This is a genomic window from Pseudoalteromonas sp. 31A1, assembly GCF_011378815.1.
GTDB classification, from domain to species: domain Bacteria; phylum Pseudomonadota; class Gammaproteobacteria; order Enterobacterales; family Alteromonadaceae; genus Pseudoalteromonas; species Pseudoalteromonas arctica.
In genome coordinates, this window is record NZ_WTKY01000030.1 from 1 (window position 1) to 20,692 (window position 20,692).

General features: G+C 38.2%; 16 protein-coding genes, 1 rRNA gene and 1 pseudogene. 9 read left to right on the forward strand and 9 right to left on the reverse strand.

What is annotated here, in order from left to right:
- The first annotated feature begins 187 nt into the window (after positions 1 to 187).
- Positions 188 to 302 (forward strand): 5S ribosomal RNA (gene rrf / locus GQR52_RS18745).
- Positions 303 to 1,279: 977 nt separating this feature from the next.
- Positions 1,280 to 1,915: an isoprenylcysteine carboxylmethyltransferase family protein gene (locus GQR52_RS18750; protein WP_165729423.1), complete on the forward strand. Its 636-nt coding sequence runs from the start codon at positions 1,280 to 1,282 to the stop codon at positions 1,913 to 1,915.
- 253 nt (positions 1,916 to 2,168) lie between these two features.
- Here the strand turns inward: GQR52_RS18750 and GQR52_RS18755 are convergent, their stop codons facing one another.
- Genes GQR52_RS18755 through GQR52_RS18765 form a run of 3 tightly spaced genes read right to left on the reverse strand, consistent with a single transcriptional unit; the run spans position 2,169 to position 6,792 of the window.
- On the reverse strand, positions 2,169 to 4,190 hold the full coding sequence (locus GQR52_RS18755) for an EAL domain-containing protein (protein ID WP_007586258.1): 2,022 nt from the start codon (positions 4,188 to 4,190) through the stop codon (positions 2,169 to 2,171).
- Between the two features lie 4 nt (positions 4,191 to 4,194).
- A complete protein-coding gene (locus tag GQR52_RS18760) occupies positions 4,195 to 4,722 on the reverse strand; it encodes a YfiR family protein (protein WP_007586256.1) in 528 nt (175 codons plus the stop codon).
- Between the two features lie 9 nt (positions 4,723 to 4,731).
- Positions 4,732 to 6,792: a TonB-dependent receptor gene (locus GQR52_RS18765; RefSeq protein WP_165729424.1), complete on the reverse strand. Its 2,061-nt coding sequence runs from the start codon at positions 6,790 to 6,792 to the stop codon at positions 4,732 to 4,734.
- 483 nt (positions 6,793 to 7,275) lie between these two features.
- On the opposite strand from GQR52_RS18765, the gene GQR52_RS18770 reads away from it, so the two are divergent.
- Entirely contained in the window at positions 7,276 to 8,154 is an 879-nt protein-coding gene (locus GQR52_RS18770) for a sensor domain-containing diguanylate cyclase (protein ID WP_165729425.1), read from the forward strand.
- A gap of 59 nt (positions 8,155 to 8,213) precedes the next feature.
- Here GQR52_RS18770 and GQR52_RS20580 read toward each other — a convergent pair.
- Positions 8,214 to 8,333, reverse strand: a pseudogene (locus tag GQR52_RS20580) (LysR family transcriptional regulator); the annotation flags it as partial.
- Positions 8,334 to 8,598: 265 nt separating this feature from the next.
- On the opposite strand from GQR52_RS20580, the gene GQR52_RS18775 reads away from it, so the two are divergent.
- From GQR52_RS18775 to GQR52_RS18785, 3 genes are all read left to right on the forward strand, one after another.
- Positions 8,599 to 9,615: a kelch repeat-containing protein gene (locus GQR52_RS18775; RefSeq protein WP_165729426.1), complete on the forward strand. Its 1,017-nt coding sequence runs from the start codon at positions 8,599 to 8,601 to the stop codon at positions 9,613 to 9,615.
- The gene (locus GQR52_RS18780; RefSeq protein ID WP_165729427.1) at positions 9,612 to 10,328 is read left to right on the forward strand and encodes a Sir2 family NAD-dependent protein deacetylase; all 717 of its coding nucleotides are present in this window, start codon (positions 9,612 to 9,614) and stop codon (positions 10,326 to 10,328) included. Before GQR52_RS18775 ends, GQR52_RS18780 begins: the two co-directional genes overlap by 4 nt.
- A 121-nt stretch (positions 10,329 to 10,449) precedes the next feature.
- On the forward strand, positions 10,450 to 11,247 hold the full coding sequence (locus GQR52_RS18785) for a response regulator (protein WP_165729428.1): 798 nt from the start codon (positions 10,450 to 10,452) through the stop codon (positions 11,245 to 11,247).
- A 76-nt stretch (positions 11,248 to 11,323) separates the two neighbouring features.
- Here the strand turns inward: GQR52_RS18785 and GQR52_RS18790 are convergent, their stop codons facing one another.
- Positions 11,324 to 12,637: a M20/M25/M40 family metallo-hydrolase gene (locus tag GQR52_RS18790; RefSeq protein WP_165729429.1), complete on the reverse strand. Its 1,314-nt coding sequence runs from the start codon at positions 12,635 to 12,637 to the stop codon at positions 11,324 to 11,326.
- A 404-nt stretch (positions 12,638 to 13,041) separates the two neighbouring features.
- Here GQR52_RS18790 and GQR52_RS18795 point away from each other — a divergent pair, with 404 nt between their 5' ends.
- Positions 13,042 to 13,803, forward strand: a complete 762-nt coding sequence (locus GQR52_RS18795; protein WP_165729430.1) for a hypothetical protein — start codon at positions 13,042 to 13,044, stop codon at positions 13,801 to 13,803.
- An 899-nt stretch (positions 13,804 to 14,702) separates the two neighbouring features.
- Positions 14,703 to 15,041, forward strand: a complete 339-nt coding sequence (locus GQR52_RS18800) for a carbon starvation protein CstA (RefSeq protein ID WP_165729431.1) — start codon at positions 14,703 to 14,705, stop codon at positions 15,039 to 15,041.
- A 132-nt stretch (positions 15,042 to 15,173) separates the two neighbouring features.
- On the opposite strand, the gene GQR52_RS18805 is transcribed toward GQR52_RS18800, so the two are convergent.
- The gene (locus tag GQR52_RS18805; protein WP_165729432.1) at positions 15,174 to 15,854 is read right to left on the reverse strand and encodes an SDR family oxidoreductase; all 681 of its coding nucleotides are present in this window, start codon (positions 15,852 to 15,854) and stop codon (positions 15,174 to 15,176) included.
- Positions 15,855 to 16,129: 275 nt separating this feature from the next.
- Here GQR52_RS18805 and GQR52_RS18810 point away from each other — a divergent pair, with 275 nt between their 5' ends.
- Positions 16,130 to 16,984, forward strand: a complete 855-nt coding sequence (locus GQR52_RS18810; protein WP_165729433.1) for a mechanosensitive ion channel family protein — start codon at positions 16,130 to 16,132, stop codon at positions 16,982 to 16,984.
- 92 nt (positions 16,985 to 17,076) lie between these two features.
- Here GQR52_RS18810 and astB read toward each other — a convergent pair whose 3' ends face one another.
- The 3 genes from astB to GQR52_RS18825 form a co-directional block, all read right to left on the reverse strand.
- Positions 17,077 to 18,423: an N-succinylarginine dihydrolase gene (astB, locus tag GQR52_RS18815; protein ID WP_165729434.1), complete on the reverse strand. Its 1,347-nt coding sequence runs from the start codon at positions 18,421 to 18,423 to the stop codon at positions 17,077 to 17,079.
- 636 nt (positions 18,424 to 19,059) lie between these two features.
- Positions 19,060 to 20,175 carry an L-dopachrome tautomerase-related protein gene (locus GQR52_RS18820; RefSeq protein ID WP_165729435.1) on the reverse strand — a complete coding sequence of 372 codons (1,116 nt, stop codon included), beginning with the start codon at positions 20,173 to 20,175 and terminating at the stop codon, positions 19,060 to 19,062.
- Positions 20,176 to 20,220: 45 nt separating this feature from the next.
- Positions 20,221 to 20,655: a MarR family transcriptional regulator gene (locus tag GQR52_RS18825; protein ID WP_165729436.1), complete on the reverse strand. Its 435-nt coding sequence runs from the start codon at positions 20,653 to 20,655 to the stop codon at positions 20,221 to 20,223.
- Positions 20,656 to 20,692 lie beyond the last annotated feature (37 nt).

The following is a 20,692-nucleotide window of genomic DNA, read 5'->3' on the forward strand; positions in this document are numbered from 1 at the left end:
ATGCGACAGTTTAGACAGAAGTTAATATAACTAAAGTAGATATTACTTAGAAAGACTTAAAAAATATTATCAGATATTTTCCAAATTCAAGAGGTGACTCTTAGCGCGTAGCGTTAAAGTTGAGGCACCTTGCGCAAAGAAAATGGTAGCACTACGTGCTTGTCATTCATTCTTTGCACCTAATTTGCTTGGTGACAATAGCGTTTTGGACCCACCTGACTCCATGCCGAACTCAGTAGTGAAACGAAACAGCGCCGATGATAGTGTAGCATTTGCTATGTGAAAGTAGGACATTACCAGGCTTCAAATTGTAGAAAGCCCGAATCTAACGATTCGGGCTTTTTTACGTCTGCAGAAAAGTAAAATACGTGCAATTAATGCGCACTCACATCAACACATATCACGTAGGGCGGGCGAGCATAGCGACTCCCGACGCTAGAATCACAACAAGAATCCTCAATACCCCAGTCGGCCAATACAGCAGCATTTGCTACGTGACTTTCTACTGCTGTGGGCACTACGACATTCTACTGCGTAGCGCACCGATTTCAAATTATAGAGAGTCCTAATCGAAAGAGTCGGGCTTTTTTTACGTCTGCAGAAAAGTGAAATACGCGCAATTAACACACACTCACATCAACACGCAGGGCGGGCGAGCAAAGCGACTCCTGCTGTTAAAATTATAAAAACCTACGCTCTACGATGAGTGCGCAGCATTTTCACTATGACTCTCCACCGCTGAAGGTATCATGACATCACACAAGCATTAAGTTGTAGAGCTCCCGAACCTAACGAGCTGGGCTTTTTACATTTTTAGAAAAGTGATTCAGGTATTCCTCTAGAGCGAAGCGTCTCTCAGTGAATAATCTACTTAATTTAACGAGTTAAAGTGGCATCGCCGCATCGCCGATGCGAGTGTAGTTTTTCACTGTGACTTCCTAACGCTGAGGGTACTATTGCACTGTACAAAGCTTCGAATTAAAGAAAGTCCTAACCTAAATAGTCGTTTTTTTGCATATATAGAATGTAAAAATATGAGTGAATAATATCAATTCAAATATATAAGCAGATTGGTATTATATAAAAAGTATGAGATCCTCATAAATCAAAGTTATTTTAAATTAATGGTATGAGTTAATGATTACTCGTTAACAAACTACTGACTTAACTTGTTTATGAAGGCAATGAATACTAATATAATTTCATGACCTTATAACTAAAATTTATTGAGTTAGTTGTTTTAAAATTACTACCAATAATGATTGTGAGCTGTAACTAGATGCCCTATGAAACATTTTTAGATGACTCTACTTCGCTAGTTGAATTTACACGTATTTACTTAGCTATTTTTTATACTTTTGTTGCGGGGTTTTATACATTTAGAATTATTTATAAAAATAGAGACACACCATCAGGCGTTATTTATCCCGGAGATAAGTTTTGTACTAGTTGGTGGAACCATATGGTTTTTAAGTTTTTCAGAGCTGCTATTTGGTTTATATGTGTAATTAGAGTGTTTGTACCTGAGTTAGATAGCTACCTTGGGCTATTCCCAATTCTCAATGGCTGGCCAGGTGTATTATTTGGCGATATTTTATTGAGTGCAGGTTTTATTTTGACGATGTTTGTACATTTTCATATGGCAGCACTTTGGCGTTCAGGAATTGATCCTAAGGGACCACATGAGCTTAAAACATCAGGACTATATGAATACTCTAGGAATCCGATGTATTTAGGCGTTGTAGCTGCACAAGTGGGGTTCTTTTTAGCCTTACCTAGCATATTTAGTTTGACCTGTTTAGTTATTGGTTTTACAGCTATATATAGACAGACGTTAGTTGAAGAAGCTCATTTAGCTCATCGCTTTTCAATACAATATAAAGAGTATAAACAACTAGTCCCTCGCTGGTTATAGCTTGGGATTGAGCTTTAAATACATGAAGCTTTAACGCAAGAGTAAAGAAGTGTTCTGTGTTGGCTTGCTAAAATCTAGCAAAATGGACATAAATCAGATCACTTCTTTTTGTTTTATACCAATTCGCTTAATTAAGTGATCTATTTTGAGGATGGAAAAACGTGTTGATAGCTAGGCAAAAAATTTGCTATTTAGTTGTTCTAAATGAGAATTTTTTAACACAGGTAGCGACACATTTAGCCCCGCAAAATGATTAAGTATTATTGCGGATTGGTATTATATACTTTTTCATAAACTCTTGTTTAGTAATTGCCTTTGAAAAAATGTAGCCTTGAATATAATCGCAAGCAAGCAGCTTTAATAGGTCATACTGCTTTTGTGTTTCAACACCTTCCGCTACCACCATTACATCTAGGTTGTGAGCCATAGTGATAATAGCCTTCACGAGAGCAATACTATTATCGTTTGATTCAATATCGCTTATAAATGAGCGATCTATTTTTAAAATATCTATATCTAAGCGCTGTAGATACGCCAAAGAAGAATAACCAACACCAAAGTCGTCAATCGCTATGTCTATATTAATAGTGCTTAAGCGTTTTAATTGTCGCTGTATTGACGAATCTGGATCCATTAAGGTATTTTCAGTGACTTCAATTAAAATAGTGTTGGCGGGTAGTTGGTACTTTTTACTTGCAACAATCCATTCATCCACCCAGCAACCAGCGCGGTCAATTTCAAGAGGTGATGTATTTACACTGACTTGAATTGTCTTTTCACTTAAAACATTGAATTGGACAGTATCTTGAATTGCTTGAGATTTTACCCATTGGCCTATGTCGTTTATTAATCCATTTTTTTCAGCAACAGGTATAAATTCATTGGGGCCTATTAGGCCTCGTTCAGGGTGGTTCCAACGAATAAGGGCTTCAGCTTTTGGTACTGATTTCCCATCAATTGAAAATATAGGTTGGTAATATAATTCAAATTGGTTTTTTACAATTGCAGTGCGTATCTCTTCTATCAGGCGACGCTTTTCTGTGGCTTTTTCTTCGATAGCATAGGAGAAAAACTCATAGCGATTCCGCCCTTTATTTTTAGATAAATACATCGCTTGATCAGCACGTCTAACGAGCTCTTCTACTGTTAAACCATCAGCAGGGAAAAACGTTAAACCTATGCTTGCAGTAACATAGACTGTTTCTTTTTTTATTTTAATGCTCTGCATTAAACTACTTTTTACAGCTTCGGCAATTTTTGATGCTTCATCAGGGCTACTTACACCCTCTAAAATTAATGTAAATTCGTCTCCACCTAAGCGTGCTACTGTATCTTTTGTTGTTATACAGCTTTGCAGCCGCGTTGCTACCTGGTGTAATAATAAATCACCGTAGTCATGCCCAAGGCTGTCGTTTACTTCTTTAAAACCATCTAAATCTATAAATATAAGTGCGAATTTCATTCCCTTAATACTTACTAAGCTTTGTAGTTTCTCGTAAAAATACCGTCTATTTGGTAAATCGGTTAACCCGTCTTGGTAAGCATATTGTTGCAACTGAATATTTGCATTTTCAAGTTCATTAGTACGAAGCCTAACTTGGTTTTCTAATGAGCTTTCTCTTTGCTCAATGTTGTATAGCATATCGTTAAAACAAGAAGTTAACTGTCCGACTTCATCTTGTGATAGTTGTTTAGCGCGTAAACTATAATCATGTGACGTTGTTATTTTATTTGCTGTTTGTGCTAAATATAAAATAGGGTTTAAAAAGCGGCGCCTTAGCAAAAGGGATAAAATGAGGCTGATAGCAAAGGTAAAGACCATCAAAATCATTATAAATTTAAAGTAAAAAGTGATTCTGTCTTGAATGTAACTGTTGTTAGCGCGTATTTTTAATACGCCATAATCATGCATATCGAGCTGAAGGGGGGTATTAACCTCAATGCTTTGTTCTATTTCTTCATTTTCGGCTTGAGCAATAACAAGTTGTTCACCAGTCATACTCGTTACCATTATACTAATAACATCTGAGCGTATAAGTATTGGGTTTATAAGCTCTTGTACTGCATCTATATCATTAAACATAAGTGCAGCAGTTATATTGGGTGAAAGCATTTTAGACAGCGACCCCAGGCTTTCTATTTGTTCTTCTTTAGCGCTGGTGATTTCATAAGCACTAAATACAATGGTTACTGTAGCGGTTGATACAAGTGCGACACTCATTAAGATGAATAATAATTTTTTGCTCATTGTATTTAATGCAAATAGTTTTTTCATTGCATTACCTATCTACAACGCGTGCAAGTCGTAGTACTTTTGAACTCATAGTAATGCCTGCATCTTTAAGCTGTTGTGGTGCAATTTCAAAGCGAATTTTACCACTGGAAAGAAAGAATCTGATATGGCCGCCATTTTCAATAAATGAGTCTGTTTCACCAATGACCATAATATTTTTTAGATCTAAAGGAGTTATGTTTTGCCACTGGGCAAATGTATCTGAGGTGATAAATAGCATGTTACACGCAGATGTTGTGACTTCATCAATAGTGACTAATTTATTATGTAAAGGTAATTTTTTTATAGTGCGATTTTTTAGAGCGGTGTTAGCCACATCAATAAAGTATTTATCAGGGCTACAAATAGTAAATTGATCAAGGGGCTCTAAATGAGAATCCCAGTGTCCAAAACGTGCAAAGTTATATAAGAAGCCTGCTTTTAGCATGTATTCTTTTTCAACAGCGTCAACGCTGGTACTTAAAAGTACCAAGGCTATTAAGCTTCTGTGAATTAGACTTCTTAATTTAATCATCTAATTAGCTTAGAAATTTGCTGAAATTGTAAACGTAATACATTCATCAATATAGTTTGGTAATGTATAGGTTTCGCGCGTATTACTGTACTCAATATGTGAACCTGAAAATAGGTTTTTACCCGAAATTGCAGTAGACCACACAGGAGTAGCCTGCCAATTCCAACTAATATCTAACGTTGTGTAATTATCAGTATTATATGCATTTGAGTTTACTGCTCGTAATGTCGCAAACACGTTATGGTTGGTTAAAAAAGAATAATCGGCTTTTGCAAATAACTGCCTGTTTTTAGAGTCATACCCGATAGCGGGCTCTACTCTAGGAGGTAAATCGTAGTTATAATCGGTGTAACTATAACCAAACTCAGTATTGAGATTATCAATTGGTTGCCATGATACTACTAAGTCGAACCCTTTAGTGGTTGTGTCTGCTACAGATGCAAAGTCTAAATCTATACGAGTCATTGTTAGTGCTTGAAATACTTCTGGAATTCTCCCTGCTAGAAATAAATCAAGTATAGGAGTGAATTGTTCAGCATGTGTATTCATATCAATAACCGCTACGTTTTTAGCATCGGTATAATAAGTAGAAAGATCCAATGACCAATCGTTAGCAGTAAAACGGTAGCCTAATTCATAAGATAGATAGTTTTCTGATGTAACTTTGTCATTACCATTTAGGTAGGTTGCAATTCGGTAGTCGTCTATTTGGTCAAAGCCTGAACTTAAACCGGTAAGATCTTTAATTTCTGTACCATTAACTTTAAAGTTGTCGTTAAACTCAATTAATGTTGGTGTACGTACACTTCGCGATATTGCGCCCCAAGTAAGATGGTTATCTACTGGTTTGTATATAAGTCTTGCTGATGGTTGATTTTCCCAGCCAGTTAAATCGTTATGATCAAGCTTAGTACCAATAATAAAGTCGAGAGTGTCAGGAGTCACATTGTATTGAGCTTGAACAAGTGCACCATATTGTTTGAGGCTATCAAAGTTTTTATCGCTATCTAAAAATACGCTTTCTGCGAAAGATATAGAATTGTATCGGTAGTTCAACCCCCAATCTAACTGTAGAGATTGATATATAAAGTTCATTTGATAATCAATATCTATCGATTCAAAGTCTTCTTTAATATAATTTTGAGAACCATTTTGTTTAAGCCAAGAAATTTGTAGCATTTGATTGGCATCTGGCGACATTCTGTTTTCAAGGCGCGCCATTATGCGCGAGTCTGTTCGCTTTAAATCATCTGAAAATGAAATGTTTTCGTTGGTTTCATCGACAACACCTCGGTAGTTTTGGCCAAGTGTGGAATGAGTTACATCACCCTGGAGTAGTGCTGACCACTCATCATTAGGGGTAAAGTCAGCTCTAAAACCTAAAGAGTTTTGTTTGGTTGTGTCATTAGGGGGAAGTGAGATGCCTTTTTGGGATTCATTCGCATCTTTTAAGTGCCCATACACTCGGTAGCTGCCTATGTTACTTATATCACCACCGTAGCGAAGATTAGCATCAACATTTATTTGATTACCAGTTGTTACACTTGCGTGTCCACCGCGAGTATCAATACTATTTTTAGTAATGATATTAATAACGCCATTATTTGCGTTACTTCCCCAAAGTAATCCGCCTTGTCCGCGTATAACTTCAATACGTTCAATATCGTACAAAGGAACGTTGAGTGTTTCCCAATAAACAGCGGCAAACTTTGGGGTATATAAGCTTTGTCCGTCAATCATAACCAATAATTTGCTTGAAAAGCGAGAGGCAATGCCTCTTGAGGAAATAGCCCATTGATTGTTATCGAGCTGACGGACAATTAAACCCGGCACCATTTTTAGTGCTTCAGGTACTGATGTAGCACCAGATTTAGTAATTTGTTCTTTACTTAATACATAAATAGATGAGGCGGTATCAAATGCTGATTGTGCTCTTTTCATCGCAGAAGTCGCTTGCACATCCATACCCATTAAAGCATCAAGATCGAGATCTTCATCTTCAAACGGCTCAGCCGTTATAAGAGGGCACACAAAAAGTAATGGCCAAAATAAACGTTGTGATATTTTCACCCAAAAGTCTCCTGCGCAATCAAAAAATCAAAAACAATGACTGTTTTTGTAATACATGTGATATCACACAATATTAACATACATTAACAGCGTAAAAGTATAAATGCGATTAAATCAAAACAACTAATTTTGTAGTAGTTAAAAAATTTAACTTCGGCCAATAAAACAGTAAAATTTAAAAAATAAAGTAGATACATTTTATACAATTACATTTATTAAAGAGTCAAAAAATAGAAGTTACTGAGAGTTATATGATTATATACTATTTAAAATTTAGTCTATTTTTGAAGGACTTCAAAGTATTTTGCGCTTATTGATTATTTAACTTTGCATATCATGCTTTTACAAGAGCGATATTAATTATACGTGCACGATTAATCTAACTTTGTATTAACTATTATTGTAGTTTCAATTACCTTTGCTTTTATTAAAGGTATATAGAATACTTAAATTCGCTTGGTTTTGCTTTGAAGGCACCAAAGTATGGAAAAAAATGAATTAATTAATGTAGAAGAAGTACTCGATTTAATGCTTGATGCGGTATGCGTGGTAGATAAACAAGGCACATTTGTTTTTGTAAGCGCAGCATTTGAGCAAATTTTTGGTTATACGGCCGACGAAGTTGTAGGCAAAAAAATGATTAACTATGTTTACGAAGGTGATCATTATAAAACGCATAATGCCGTAACTTCGCTGTTGTCTGGCGAAATGGTGAACCCTCGCTTTGAAAACCGTTGGATGAGAAAAGATGGTCAAGTAGTTCATATATTATGGTCTGTTCGTTGGTCAGAGCAACATCAAGTAAGAATCGCTGTCGCGCACGATATAACTGAACGTAAAGTAATGGAAGATCAACTCCATTATATGGCACGGCACGATGTGTTAACTGGCCTACCAAATCGTTCTTTATTGATGAATCGATTAGAAAAAGTAATTATTAGTGCAACCAGAGACAACACGTTTTTTTCTTTACTGTTTATAGACATAAATGGCTTTAAAGCAGTAAACGATACTCACGGACATGAAATTGGCGATAAGCTTTTATGCGCTATAGCAAAAAGGCTTTCAGCGTCAGTAAGGCATTACGACACAGTAGGGCGTTTAGGCGGAGACGAATTTTTAATTATTTTAGATAACTTAAGTTCTAGCCACGAAACCGTCAGAATAAAAAATAAAGTCCTCACTGAGTTTAAAGCCGTCTTTAAGTTAGATGACGTACTACTAAATATTTCACCCAGTATAGGAATTGCAAACTACCCCGAGCACGGCCAAACAGATCACGAACTCATAAAGTATGCTGATCAAGCTATGTACAAAAATAAACAACGAGGCTTAGATAACGTAACCTATTTACCTCAATAACTAAGCTGAACTATCACCTTAGGTTAAACAATAGTCACAGCGTCCTTAACTACAATGCCTTACTTGCCGACATATTTTTTAATATCGGTTTGCCAGTGCTGCGCTAAAAAATCTATAAATGCTCTTATAACAGTTTGTTGGTAGTTCCTTGATAAATAGGCTGCCCACAAATCATGTCCAGATGATAATGAAGGCGATTATCGTATCGGCAGTAATACATTTTTTACTAATGATGCAGGCGAAAGCAAGGTATCGGTCACTGATTATGCAACTGCAATGGTTGATGAAGCGCAAAATGCAGCGCACGTAAATCAGCATATTGGTATTGCCTACTAATATGGTTACTAATCAAAAGCGTTTGATTATTTAGATATAACAATACTGGCTCACAAGGTTAAAATAATTTAATCTGAGCGTATTAATTCTTATTAAATTATTTGCCTTATGAGCCTTCTTTTTTCTCTTGCGTTAGCAAGCCTTCCCGCTTTACCAGAGCCAGTTGCTAATAATGCTGTGGCTAAAGTTACAGTACAAAACCAAACCTATTTTTTAAGTTTTATGGGGCTGGGGGGCGATAAACAATACTCGTCCGTACATAACAAAGTGTGGGCGCTTAAAGTTGGCGATTCACAGTGGCAATCTAAAACTGGTGTGCCTTCAAGCTTGCCATTAAAAGGGCGCTTAGCAAGCACCGCAGTCGGCTTAGGCGAGTACGCTTATGTGTTTGGCGGTTATACGGTAGCAGAGGATCATACTGAAGTTTCAAGCCCCGACGTATATAGGTACGACGTAATAAAAGATACCTACACTCACCTTGCTAGCATGCCAGTACCCGTAGACGATAGCGTCGCGCTGAGCTACAAAGCGCGTTACATTTATCTAATTAGCGGTTGGCATAACGACGGCAACGTAAACTTAGTGCAAGTATACGACACGCAAAATAATACATGGCAACAAGCCTCGCCATTTTTAGGTGAGCCTGTATTTGGCCAAGCCGCTGCTATTAGTGCTAACACCATTGTTATTTGTGATGGCGTTAAAACACAAGCTAATCCTGATTCGCGTCGCTCGTTTGCAGGTGTAGCACAGTGCTTAAAAGGCACAATAGATTCAACTAACCCACAAAAAATAGATTGGCGTACCTTGCCACATCCAACGGGCACTGCTCACTACCGAATGGCAGCCACCAGCTATAATGGCAATATTTATATGATGGCAGGCTCTAATAACCCATACAACTACAGCGCAATAGGCTACGACGGCAAACCTGCACCTGCAAGTGACCATGTTTGGCGCTTTAGTATCGAAAAAAACGAATGGCAGATTTTATCCCCAGTTGAAATAAAGAGCATGGATCATCGTGGTTTACTTGAGCACAGTGGGGTTTTATATCGAATTGGCGGCATTGATAACAGTCAGCAAGTAAGCGCTAACGTACTCGGTTACGAGGCGCCAAAGTGAATACCCTTTACATTACCGGAGCGGGAGTCAGCGCTGCCAGTGGTATTCCCACCTTTAGAGGGGGGGATGGTTATTGGACCATTGGCAGTAAAAATTATACGCCTATGGAAATGGCAACGCGCGCAATGTACCAAAATGCCCCTAAAGAATTTTTAGCATGGTATTACCATCGCTTTGCAACGTATCGCAACCATGGCCCAAACGACGTACACCATTGGCTAAGTGATAAAAACCTAATTACTCAAAACATAGATGGGCTTGATGGCAAAGCGGGTAATAAAAATTACATAGCTATACACGGCAGGCTTGATCAAATGACCTTATTTCATGAGCAAGGTGAGCCAGTCACGCCACTTGCCACCTCGTGGGAAAGCGTAGACGAAAGCCGCCTGCAAGAGTCTCTTTTTGAGCTATTTAATATTCAACACCAAACGCCTGAGCTAAACCATTCATTTAAGCCCTTTGTTTTATTATTTGACGAATACTACACCGAGCTTTACAGAATAACACAAGCACAACAGCGTATGCTCAACGCCGATAAAATTGTATTTATGGGCACCTCGTTTAGCGTTAATATTACGCAAATGGCAATTGAAATAGCCCGAAATTACGACATTCCTGTTGAAGTGGTTGACCCTGAACCTGCACATATTTTGCACGCTAACGTCACATATAAAAAAATGAATGCATTAGATTACATTCAATCTAATTAATAAGTGCTATATTTTAAAGGGGGTGATAATGTTTTCTTAAATATTACAATCTCTTTATATAATATTAACGAGGCAAAAATGTTATTATTATCCTGATTATAACAATACTAAAGAGATCTGAATGAGCGACTTAACTGCAATAGCAAACTTGTCCATTTTACTTGTAGAGCCTTCAGAGGTTCAGCAAAAAATAATAATAAAATCGCTTTTAGAAAGTGGTGTAAAACAAGTTGAAACTGCATCTACACAAACACAAGCGCTTAGCTTATTAGCAAGTTATCACCCTGATCTAGTTATAAGCTCTATGTATTTATCTGACGGGACAGCCGATTCACTATTGCAAAAAATCAGATCGAACCCAAGCACCGAGCATCAACCGTTTATGCTTGTATCAAGCGAGCGAAATAAAAAGTATTTAGAGCAACTACGTCAATCGGGTGTATTAGCCATTTTACCAAAGCCTTTTAGTGCAACCGCAATTACACGCGCACTTAAAGCCACGCTAGACATAATTAGTGAAGAAGAAGTAGAGCTTGAACATTTCGATGTAACATTACTACGAGTGCTCGTTGTCGATGACAGTCGCTTTGCACGCAAGCACATTATTCGCGTACTTGCCGGTATGGGAATACCTGCACCAATAGAAGCTGAAAACGGTAAAGAAGCTATTGAGCACTTAAACAACCAATCGTTTGACTTAATAGTAACCGACTACAACATGCCAGAAATGGACGGACGGGAACTAACCGAAACCGTTAGAAGCTCAAATAGTTACTCCCATATCCCTATTTTAATGGTGAGCTCAGAAGCTAACGAAACGCACCTAGCAAACATAGCCCAAGCAGGGGTAGATGCAATTTGTGATAAACCATTTGAGCCAGCAACAGTAAAAGACTTATTGTTTAAAATAATGTCTTAAAATAATGCCTTAAAAGCAACGCTAAGCGTAGGGCGATGATTATTTCCCTACGCTTACCCTTAAAGCAAATTTACTCTTACAGCTTTCCTAATCTATAAATGAGTAATGCAGTTTTTTTAATGTTTTTATCAAGGCTGGTTAAATCGGCTGTTTCGTTTTTGGTATGCGCGCCGCTGCCCATTAAGCCCAAACCATCAAGCGCCATATCAACATGGCTTGCCGCAAACGAAATATCTGCCGCACCTGCATTACGTGGGTTTGCTGCTACTACTTTGTTAAAGCCTAAATCGTGGCTTGCGTCGCTGTACAATTCTAATAGCTTTTTATTGCCATCAGTTAATGCCATTGGTGGGTAACCATCTTCAAAAATAAGCTCAGCTTTACTACCATTTAAACTGTTGCTAGCAATGAGTTGCATTGACCTTTTTGCGTTTTCGAATTGTTTTGGCGAAAGTGCGCGTAAATCACCTGCAACATGCACGGTTTGTGCTATTACGTTACTTTTACCAAACGCCGTTGCTGACGAGTTAGCACTGTCGTAGTCGGCATTTGTACCGCCCACAATAAGCCCCGGATTAAATGTTAAGTTAGGTTGCGTGGCAAGTTGTTCTCTAAAATCATTTAAAATACGCGATGCCTCGTAAATAGCGCCATAACCAACGTTTTCGCTAAATATTTGCGACGAATGTGCAGCATTGGCAGTTACGTTTAGCGTCCAGCCTGTATAACCACGGCGCGCCGCCATAGCAGTTTTAATATTGTTATCGCCATTTTCATAGCCAAACGCTACGTCAGCCCAAATTGCGGCATCAACAATAGCTTGTTTAGATAAGCTAAGCGGGCGACCGCTGCTTTCTTCATCGCCAGTCAGTAATACTTTTATGCTTACACTTTCGAGTAAATTAAGGGCTTGTAAGCTTTTAAGTGCTGTAATTATTATCGTGTTACCACCTTTCATATCGGCAACGCCTGGGCCACTGGCTGTATCGGCATCAAGTTGTTTGTAGGTAGTAAAGTTATCGTTTTTGGCAAATACCGTATCTAGATGGCCGATCATCAGTATTTTTATTGCATCGGGATCATTACTCTCATGGGTTGCTAATACATGCCCTGCACGGTTAAACGCACTGCCATCAAGCCATTCTACTTTAAAACCAATGGCTTTAAGCTGCTCGCTTGTCAGCGCACCTACTTTTTTTACACCTTCAATATTAAGCGAACCGCTATTAATATTTACGGCTTGCTCTATTTCTTTAAGTGCTTGGGGAATGTTTTTATCGACCTGTTTTATTATTTCACGCTCGTTTTTATCAAGCGCCGCATGGCTTGTAAGCGGTAAGGTACTAGCAAGTGTGAGGATAAGTGCATGGCTAAATTTTAAAAATGACATAACAGCATAATAAGTGAGAAATAAGAGTATTTAATATGAAGTAAAAATACACAGGATTCAATAGAAGTAGATTGTGATTTTTAACTAATTTTATAAGCAATAACGAGTTACAAGTTTAATAATTATGGGGTGTACGCGTTATTGGTTTAAACACAGGTATTTAAATATAACCACTTAACTAATAATCAAGCTGTATAACTAAACAACGATTTGTCTGATATTACTGATCTCCACCATTTTGGGGTTTTGCTACATTTAGAAAAGGTAAGGCGAAGCTAACTAACAGTTTACAGTTGTTTATTTTATAGCTAGGATAAAATTATTGTAATATAAAGACATTTGTCGGTTTGTAAAACGACAAATGTCGTAGACTAAATTGTTAGCTATACATCAAGGATCTGCGTGTGGAATTCTATAGGGACATATTTAATAGTGTAGGTTGGTTTATTCCCCCTTATGTTCCTATGGGCGTATTGGGGGAAATCGCAAGCGAAATAAAAGACAAAGGAAGTAACTTTACACAAGCAGAGTTACAACATGAATTAGGAAAAATTTATACAGCAGAACACTTAGCGGCAATGGTGTGTGAGCGCTATACCATTACCCCATACATTTCAGATTTTAAAGAAATTATTGCTGAAGCTGTCGAAGCCCACTTTTCTGGACTTGGCCATGTGGCTGTTGCGGGTCTTATGCCAGTTATTGAGGGCGCGGGCAAGAAACTTGCGACTCACAGAAATGTTCAATTTAAATACATCAAAGATGTATTTAATAATCTAGCCGCAGATTGTAAAACCGATTCTCAGCAAAATAATATTGGTGCAGTGAATGAGGTAGTGGCTATGATGGATTCTTTTATAGAGTTTTCGAAAAGTAACCTTTATATAAATTCATCTAAATATCCTCAAGAAGATAAAACAAATCGACATGGAATTTTGCACGGGGCATACTCTGACCAAGACTATGGCGAACCAATAAATTTTTTTAAAGCTATTGCAGCTATAGATTTTCTTTGTTTTATTTCAGCCTTTGATGCTTCTATTTCATGGTTTGCACCATCAGAAACTGAAAGCTCAAAAAAATTGGCTAAGTACTATCGCATTTGTATAGAAATTTACGTTCATAAGCCAGTAATAGCTAACAAGTCATTGCAGCAGGACAAATAACAGTTGGCTTTGCTCCTTCGTCGCTTATTTTAGCCAACAATTTTTTGCCTGTTAACAGGGCGTTGAGGCTGTAGAATTACTCAGAAGTGGAAAGTAACGGATAATTTTTGTGTTCATACAGCCCGTAAAATTCACTTCCTAATAGATTATTCCCTCAGATTTTACGTAGCAACGCAATTTGAGGCTAAATTTTTAATAAATTCTGAGGCTATTTTTTCTAAAATAGAAATTCTACAGGCTCGTTAGTTGGCTTCAGCTTGATTAGCATTATGAATCAGTTTTTGGAGTTTTGAAAAATGGACTTTGTCATAGGTTTAATTATTTTTTTGTTGTTCTTTGTTCTAGTCAATTATATACAAAGCAATACTGGGTTTTACCCCAAATTAGCAAAAAAATATAAAACAGATTTATGTGTTTCGGATCAGACACTATTTAAATCAAAAAGTATTAATCTGACAAATACCGCTGATTTTTCTAATGTGAAAAATAGTGAGTATCGTTCTTGGTTAAATATACAATCATTTGAACAAGGTTTATTTATAGGCCAAATACGAATGTTGATTCTACTATTTCCCAAGAATGTTCTAATTCCATGGGAACAAATTCGGTTAATAGAAGAAAAAACCAATTTGCTAAAGAATCAATATATTTATAAAGTCGACGTTAATGAAAGCCCTTTTTATATAATTACAAAATTTGATTTGTTAAAAAGCGCAACTAACAAGACGATTCGATAAGGACAAAAACAGTTGGTTTTGCTCCTGCGTGAATTACAGTGACACCCAACCTAAATTTTGTAATGCTTTAAAAATGCTTAATGTTAATTACAGGAGCTCGTTTTTTAATTGAATTTGGCTGTTGGCGTTATTTTACAGTCTCGTTAGTTGCCAAGGATAATTATGCGAACACTTCAGCTTTTAGGTTTTATACTTGCGATTGCCGGGTTTATTTTAGGCTATGTGATGCTAGCCCCAATTGATGGTGAAACATCCGACGCTTCAGCAGGAGGTGCAGGTATAGGCATTATGTTTATGGTGTTACCTATGCTTGGTTGGTCTGCGTTAATATTAGTACCCTCTTCAGTAGCATTGTTTTACCATAAAGTAAGAGAACGCACTTATTTCAGAGGTAATTTTTGGCTAAACCTTTGGAAAGTAAATCTAATTATTTCTTTTGGATATATTGCCGTTGCTCTATATTTTGCTTACATATGGTTTAAGGGCAGCATTGGCAATTAAAAAGCCCTTTAAATATCCAATACCTTTGCTTTACTGTTGCCTGCTAAATTTTAACCCAAACAAGGCACTAATAACCATCAGGTTTAACGCCATTGGCATTAAACCTGACAGCCCAAACTAAACCAAGCAACGTTAATTAGTCGGCATTAAATAAATTTCGCGTACGCTGTTGCGCTGGTTTGCTTCAATGGCAAACAGTACGGCGTCGGCTACATCTTGTGGGTCGAGTTTGTCGGGCTTAGCGTCATCAAAAAACGGGGTGTTTACCATGCCTGGTGCGATGGTAGTACATCGGCCGTTCCACTCGCTCATTTCTTCCGCTAAGTTTTGTCCAAACCCATAAGCAAACCATTTAGTTGCGCCGTAAATAGAGCCGCCAATTGGCTTACGGCCAGCGGCAGAGCTGGTTAATATAAAGTGACCTTTGTTTTGGCGTAAATGCGGCAGGGTTAATTTTGCAGTCCAAAGCAGGGCTTTAATGTTTATGTCGATCATGGTTGACCATTCATCCGGGTCGCCTTTTTCGGTGCCTGCGGTTGAAACACCCATGCCTGCATTAGCAAAGGCTACATCTAATCGGCCAAACTTTTCAATGCCTTTGGCAACTACGTTTTCAAGCGCGGTAAAGTCGGTTGCATCCGCAGCTACGCCCAGTGCATTATTTGAGCCTAGCGACTGTACTAACTCAGTTAACTTATCTTCGCGTCTAGCGGTAAGTATTACTTTATGACCATTATTTACAAGGGTTTTTGCGGTTGCTTCACCAATGCCACTCGAAGCGCCGGTTATGAGTACTATTTTTTCTTTTGCCATAGATAACCTCTTTAATAAACGTTAAAAACTTAAAATCACCATACCAATAAACGATTAACCTACATTGAATAGTCGCTATAAATTCGCCGTAAATAGCTGTGTTTTATATTCTAATAACCGTGGTTTATAGGCCGTTATTAAAATTGAAATAAGCGATTAAAAAAGATAGGTTTAAATTTTTTATTCTATATACTCGCGCCACTTCTTTTGAAGTCGGTTTTTATTAAATTTAACCATTATTTTGCTGAGTTTCAGCCACATTTATCGGAACAAACATGAAAGAGAAACTTTTAGCGTTTTGGCAAAGCCATTCAGAAACAATCATCACTTTAGGGTACAAAGTGATTTTAGCGTTGGTGATTTTAGTTGCGAGTGCGCTTATTGCACGCTCGGTTAAAAAAGCGATTAAAAACTCTAAATCGCCATTAAAAAGAGTGGATAGTACGCTGCTTCCTCTTTTATCGAGTATTGCTGGTTATTTAGTTTATATAATTGGCGGGCTATTTATTTTAGATATTTTTGGCGTTAATACGGCAAGCTTAATTGCGCTAATGGGCGCTGCTGGTTTAGCGATTGGTTTAGCTCTTAAAAATACGCTGAGCAATATTGCTGCAGGTATTATGCTGCTAATACTCAGACCTTTTAAAATAGGCGATTTTGTTGATGCCAGTGGCACGCTTGGCACGGTGAGTGAAATACATTTATTTACTACTATTTTTAAAACCACCGACGGCCTTTATATTGCATCTCCTAACAGTAAGGTGTGGGGTGGCAATATTAAAAACTTTACCCGTAACGGCAAAAGACGAATGGACATAGTGGTGGGTATTTCGTATGCCGACTCGATTGACGTTGGTTTAAATGTGCTTAAAGAATTAGCCGCATCAGAGAGCCGATTACTCGCAGAGCCTGCACCTAAAGTAATGGTGACATCAATAGGTGAAAGCGCGGTAAACATTCAATTACGCGCATGGACTGTAAATGGTGATTATTGGCAAACCGTGTGGGATCTAAATAAACGCGTTAAAGAAGCTATTGAAGGTGCTGGGCTGAGTATTCCGTTTCCGCAGCGCACGCTTCATATATCTGAGTCGATGGCGTCGGCCATTACGGTTAATAAAGACGTTTAAATTCTAGTAGCACAAACACAAACACAAGCACAAATAAAAATAGCGAGCCTTTGCTCGCTATTTTTGTATTAGCCTTTGTATTGACTGAGGTATTAACGCTCTAATTGAAAGTCGTACACTGAGCCTAAATTAAGTAATTGTGTAAGCTCATCAAGTGCTTGGTAGCTTTCGGTGAGTAGAGCTGAGTCTGCAAAGTCACTTGCGCCTAACTTGTCGCGGTAGTTACGTTTTGCCCAGTCACACAGTTGTGTGTATTTAGTATCAGTTAAAATAACCTCTGGGTTTACCGCAGCAAGTTCTTGCTCGTTAAGAGCTACACGTAAACGCAAGCAAGCTGGTCCGCCGCCATTTTGCATACTTTGGCGTAAATCAAAAAACTGCACTTGGTTTACTGGGTTATCAGCCATAATCATTTCTTCAATGTAGGCGTTAACTGCGCTGTTGCGTTTACACTCTTGTGGTGCAACTAGCAGCATTGAACCATCGGCAAGGCTTACAAGCTGGCTATTAAATAAGTAACTACTTACTGCATCGGTAATGCTTACTTTATCGGTTGGTACTTCAATAATGTAAAATTCTTTATTGCCCACATACGCTTCGCGAATATCTTGCAGTGCCAAAGCCTGGTTTAAAAATGCTTGCTGGTGGCACAGTAATACGTTGGCGTTACCTACAGCAATTACATCGTTATGAAACACGCCTTGGTCAATCACATCTGGGTTTTGCTGTAGTAAAATTTGGCTTGAATCTTTTAAGTTATGTAAACGACAAATTGCTTCTGAGGCTTCGAGTGTTTGCCTTGCAGGAAACTTAGCGGGTTTTGGTAATTGGCTGTTAAACGCGCTGGCACCAAATACAAACATTTCAAGGCCTTCATCGCCGTGGCTGTCACAAAAACGAGTATGGTTTGCTGCACCTTCGTCGCCAAAAAAGCCTTGGTCAGGCAAATGGGTATGGTGTGCAAAGTATTTGTCGTTATTAAACATGGCTTTTAATAAGCGCGTAGTGGTTGCTGGCTCTAATGAACGGTGAAACTTATTATTTAAATTAGCTGAAGTAAAATGTACTTTGCCGTCGGTTGTATCAGGAGATGGCGATACCGTAGCGGCATTGGCTGTCCACATTGCAGACGCTGAATAACACGCGCGTAATAAAATAGGATCGGCTTTAAACGCTTTATGAATGACTTGTGCATCGTTACCGGTAAAGCCTAAGCGGCGCAGTACGTTTAAGTCGGGGCGTGCATGAGGGGCAAATACACCTTGAGTTAGGCCTTTGTCGTGCATGGCTTTCATTTTTTCGAGGCCTTGAAGTACCGCCTCTTGAGGATTTGAAAAGCTTGCTGCGTTATTCAACGAGGCAACATTACCATACGACAAACCAGCGTAGTTGTGAGTAGGACCCACTAAGCCATCAAAATTAACTTCCAAAGCGTTCATACACGTTCCAACTAAAAATTTTTAATAGGGTGCAACAATACAATGCAATTGAGCTGCTTGCAAAGTTATAAACGCAGTGTTTTTACTAATTTTTTGATGTTTTTAAATGTGGAGTTTATTACAAGAGGGCTGTTTTTATATTGAACGGTTAATTTAAGTTTAATAAAAAATGTACGCATAAATTTCATAGTGCGCAAAAGCTTAGCCTAAAGTAGGTTTATACATTTAAGCTTTATGCCAAGCCTTTACACAATACGATGCTACTTAACATAGGCGCGTTCTTTATCAGCGGTAGTGCGGGTATTTGTAGGGTCGTTAACTTGCCAAACGCTAATGTCTAAACGCCATAAAAGGTAAAGGGTATGATATAAGTTGAACATGGTTTTTCCTTGGTATTTTCACTGAACACATCAGTTTATAGGAAGAAGTATGCCAACATTAACTTGAATATTTTATGAATAGAAATCAGGTATTTAGTATTTAAGTGTAAATACATACTTAAGGGTTAGCACCAAAGAGGTGAAGTATTACTAAAAGGCGCACCAATGTGGTGTGTTTTTAACAAAAAGCCCTGCAACTATTGGGGTCACTTAAATGTGCAAGGCTCTTTAATAAATGTAGTCACTTAAAAAGTAATTAACGGCCTACTTTTGCTTTTACTAAAGGCTCGAACGACATTACTTTAAACTTACCGTGGCTTTTATTTTTACCATTATTAAGTACAGGCGAGTTGTGTAAATCGTCAACGGTAAAGTATATTTTATCATCAGCTCCGTAGCTAAAACCATCTGGCCAGCTAAGACGATCGTCTTTAAATAATACTTCGTAGTCGCCAGTAGGTTTAATTACGCCAATTGCACCGTTGGTTATGTCGGTTACGTATACGTTACCGCCGCCATCAACAATAATACCGTCTGAAATTGGCTTAGTGCCGTAACGCGTAACTTTATCCTCAAGTGCTTTAGCCGAAAGGCTCTCGTTATTTATATCGCTGGTGGCAATACGGTAAACCGACGTGCCCGACATAGATCCAAAGTAAAGCCAGTCTTCGTTAGGGTCAAGCGTAATTGGGTTAACACCTAAGCGGGCAGGTTGTCCGCCAAGGCTCATTGTGCGCCCATCAATAACCATATCGATATTTTCGGCTGTGGTGTAATGGCTATTTTGTAGCACTCTGCGTGCTACACCTGTTTTAAGGTTTACCGTAATAATAGCGGCTTGGCTGCCTTGGGCTGTGTCGGCAATGTATACAACGCCATGCTTATTATCGATGACTAAATCGTTTAAAAATGAGGTGTCGGTAATGGTAGGTTTAGCCAGATAAATAATTTTATGCAGTTGCTCTTTATTTGTATCCCAACCCACTAAGCGCCCAGCGTGATCGGGCCCTGAAGTGTCGAGCATCCATAAAACGCCATCGCTTGATACGTTTATGCCAAGCACATCGTAAAAACCTTTACCGTTATTGTAAGCGTATGCCCATTCTTCATTAGGGTAGGGCTTAGTTGTACCATCGCTTAAAAGCTCCATAATTTTTTGCTTTTGGCCAAAAAAACCGTGCACAGATAAAAACTTTCTGCCCGATGGGGTAATAGCAATGTTACCCGGTGGGTGCTGCGCATCAAAAGTGGCTACTGTTTTTAAATCAGCATTTTGGCCAGCAGTATTAGCAGTATTGGCAGATACGGCGTTGCTACTTAAAAGTGCCGTGCTACACGCCGCAGCTAATAGTAATTTTTTAATATGAGTCATTTTTAAAACCTTTTAAAACACGTTTATTGTTTAAAAATTAAGAGCCTAATCGGCTAAGTCGTTTACTACTAAATCGAGCAGCTGCATCAACTGCTTCGCTTGTGTTGCATCTACACTATCAAATTTACATAAAATATTTTTAGGAATATCGGCTGCTTTTAACTTAAGTGATTGGCCATGCTGGGTTAGCTTCACTAGGCGTTTGCGTTTGTCGTGCTCATCTTTAATAACAGCAAGTAGTGATTTGTCTGTCATTTTTTTGAGTATTTGGGTCATTGCACCGCCGTCGATCGCGGTTTTATCTATTAGCCCTGCAATTGTTATTTCGTCTTGCTCCCACAGCGCCATCATTACTACGTATTGCGGGTAAGTTAAATTTAGCTCGTTTAAAGGCTCGCGATACGCACGCGCAATGCTGTTAGATGCCATATATAACCGGTGGCATAACTGATTTTTTAACTTTAATTGCTCAAACGGCATAACGTTATCCTTTATTTCAATACATGCTATTTTAATT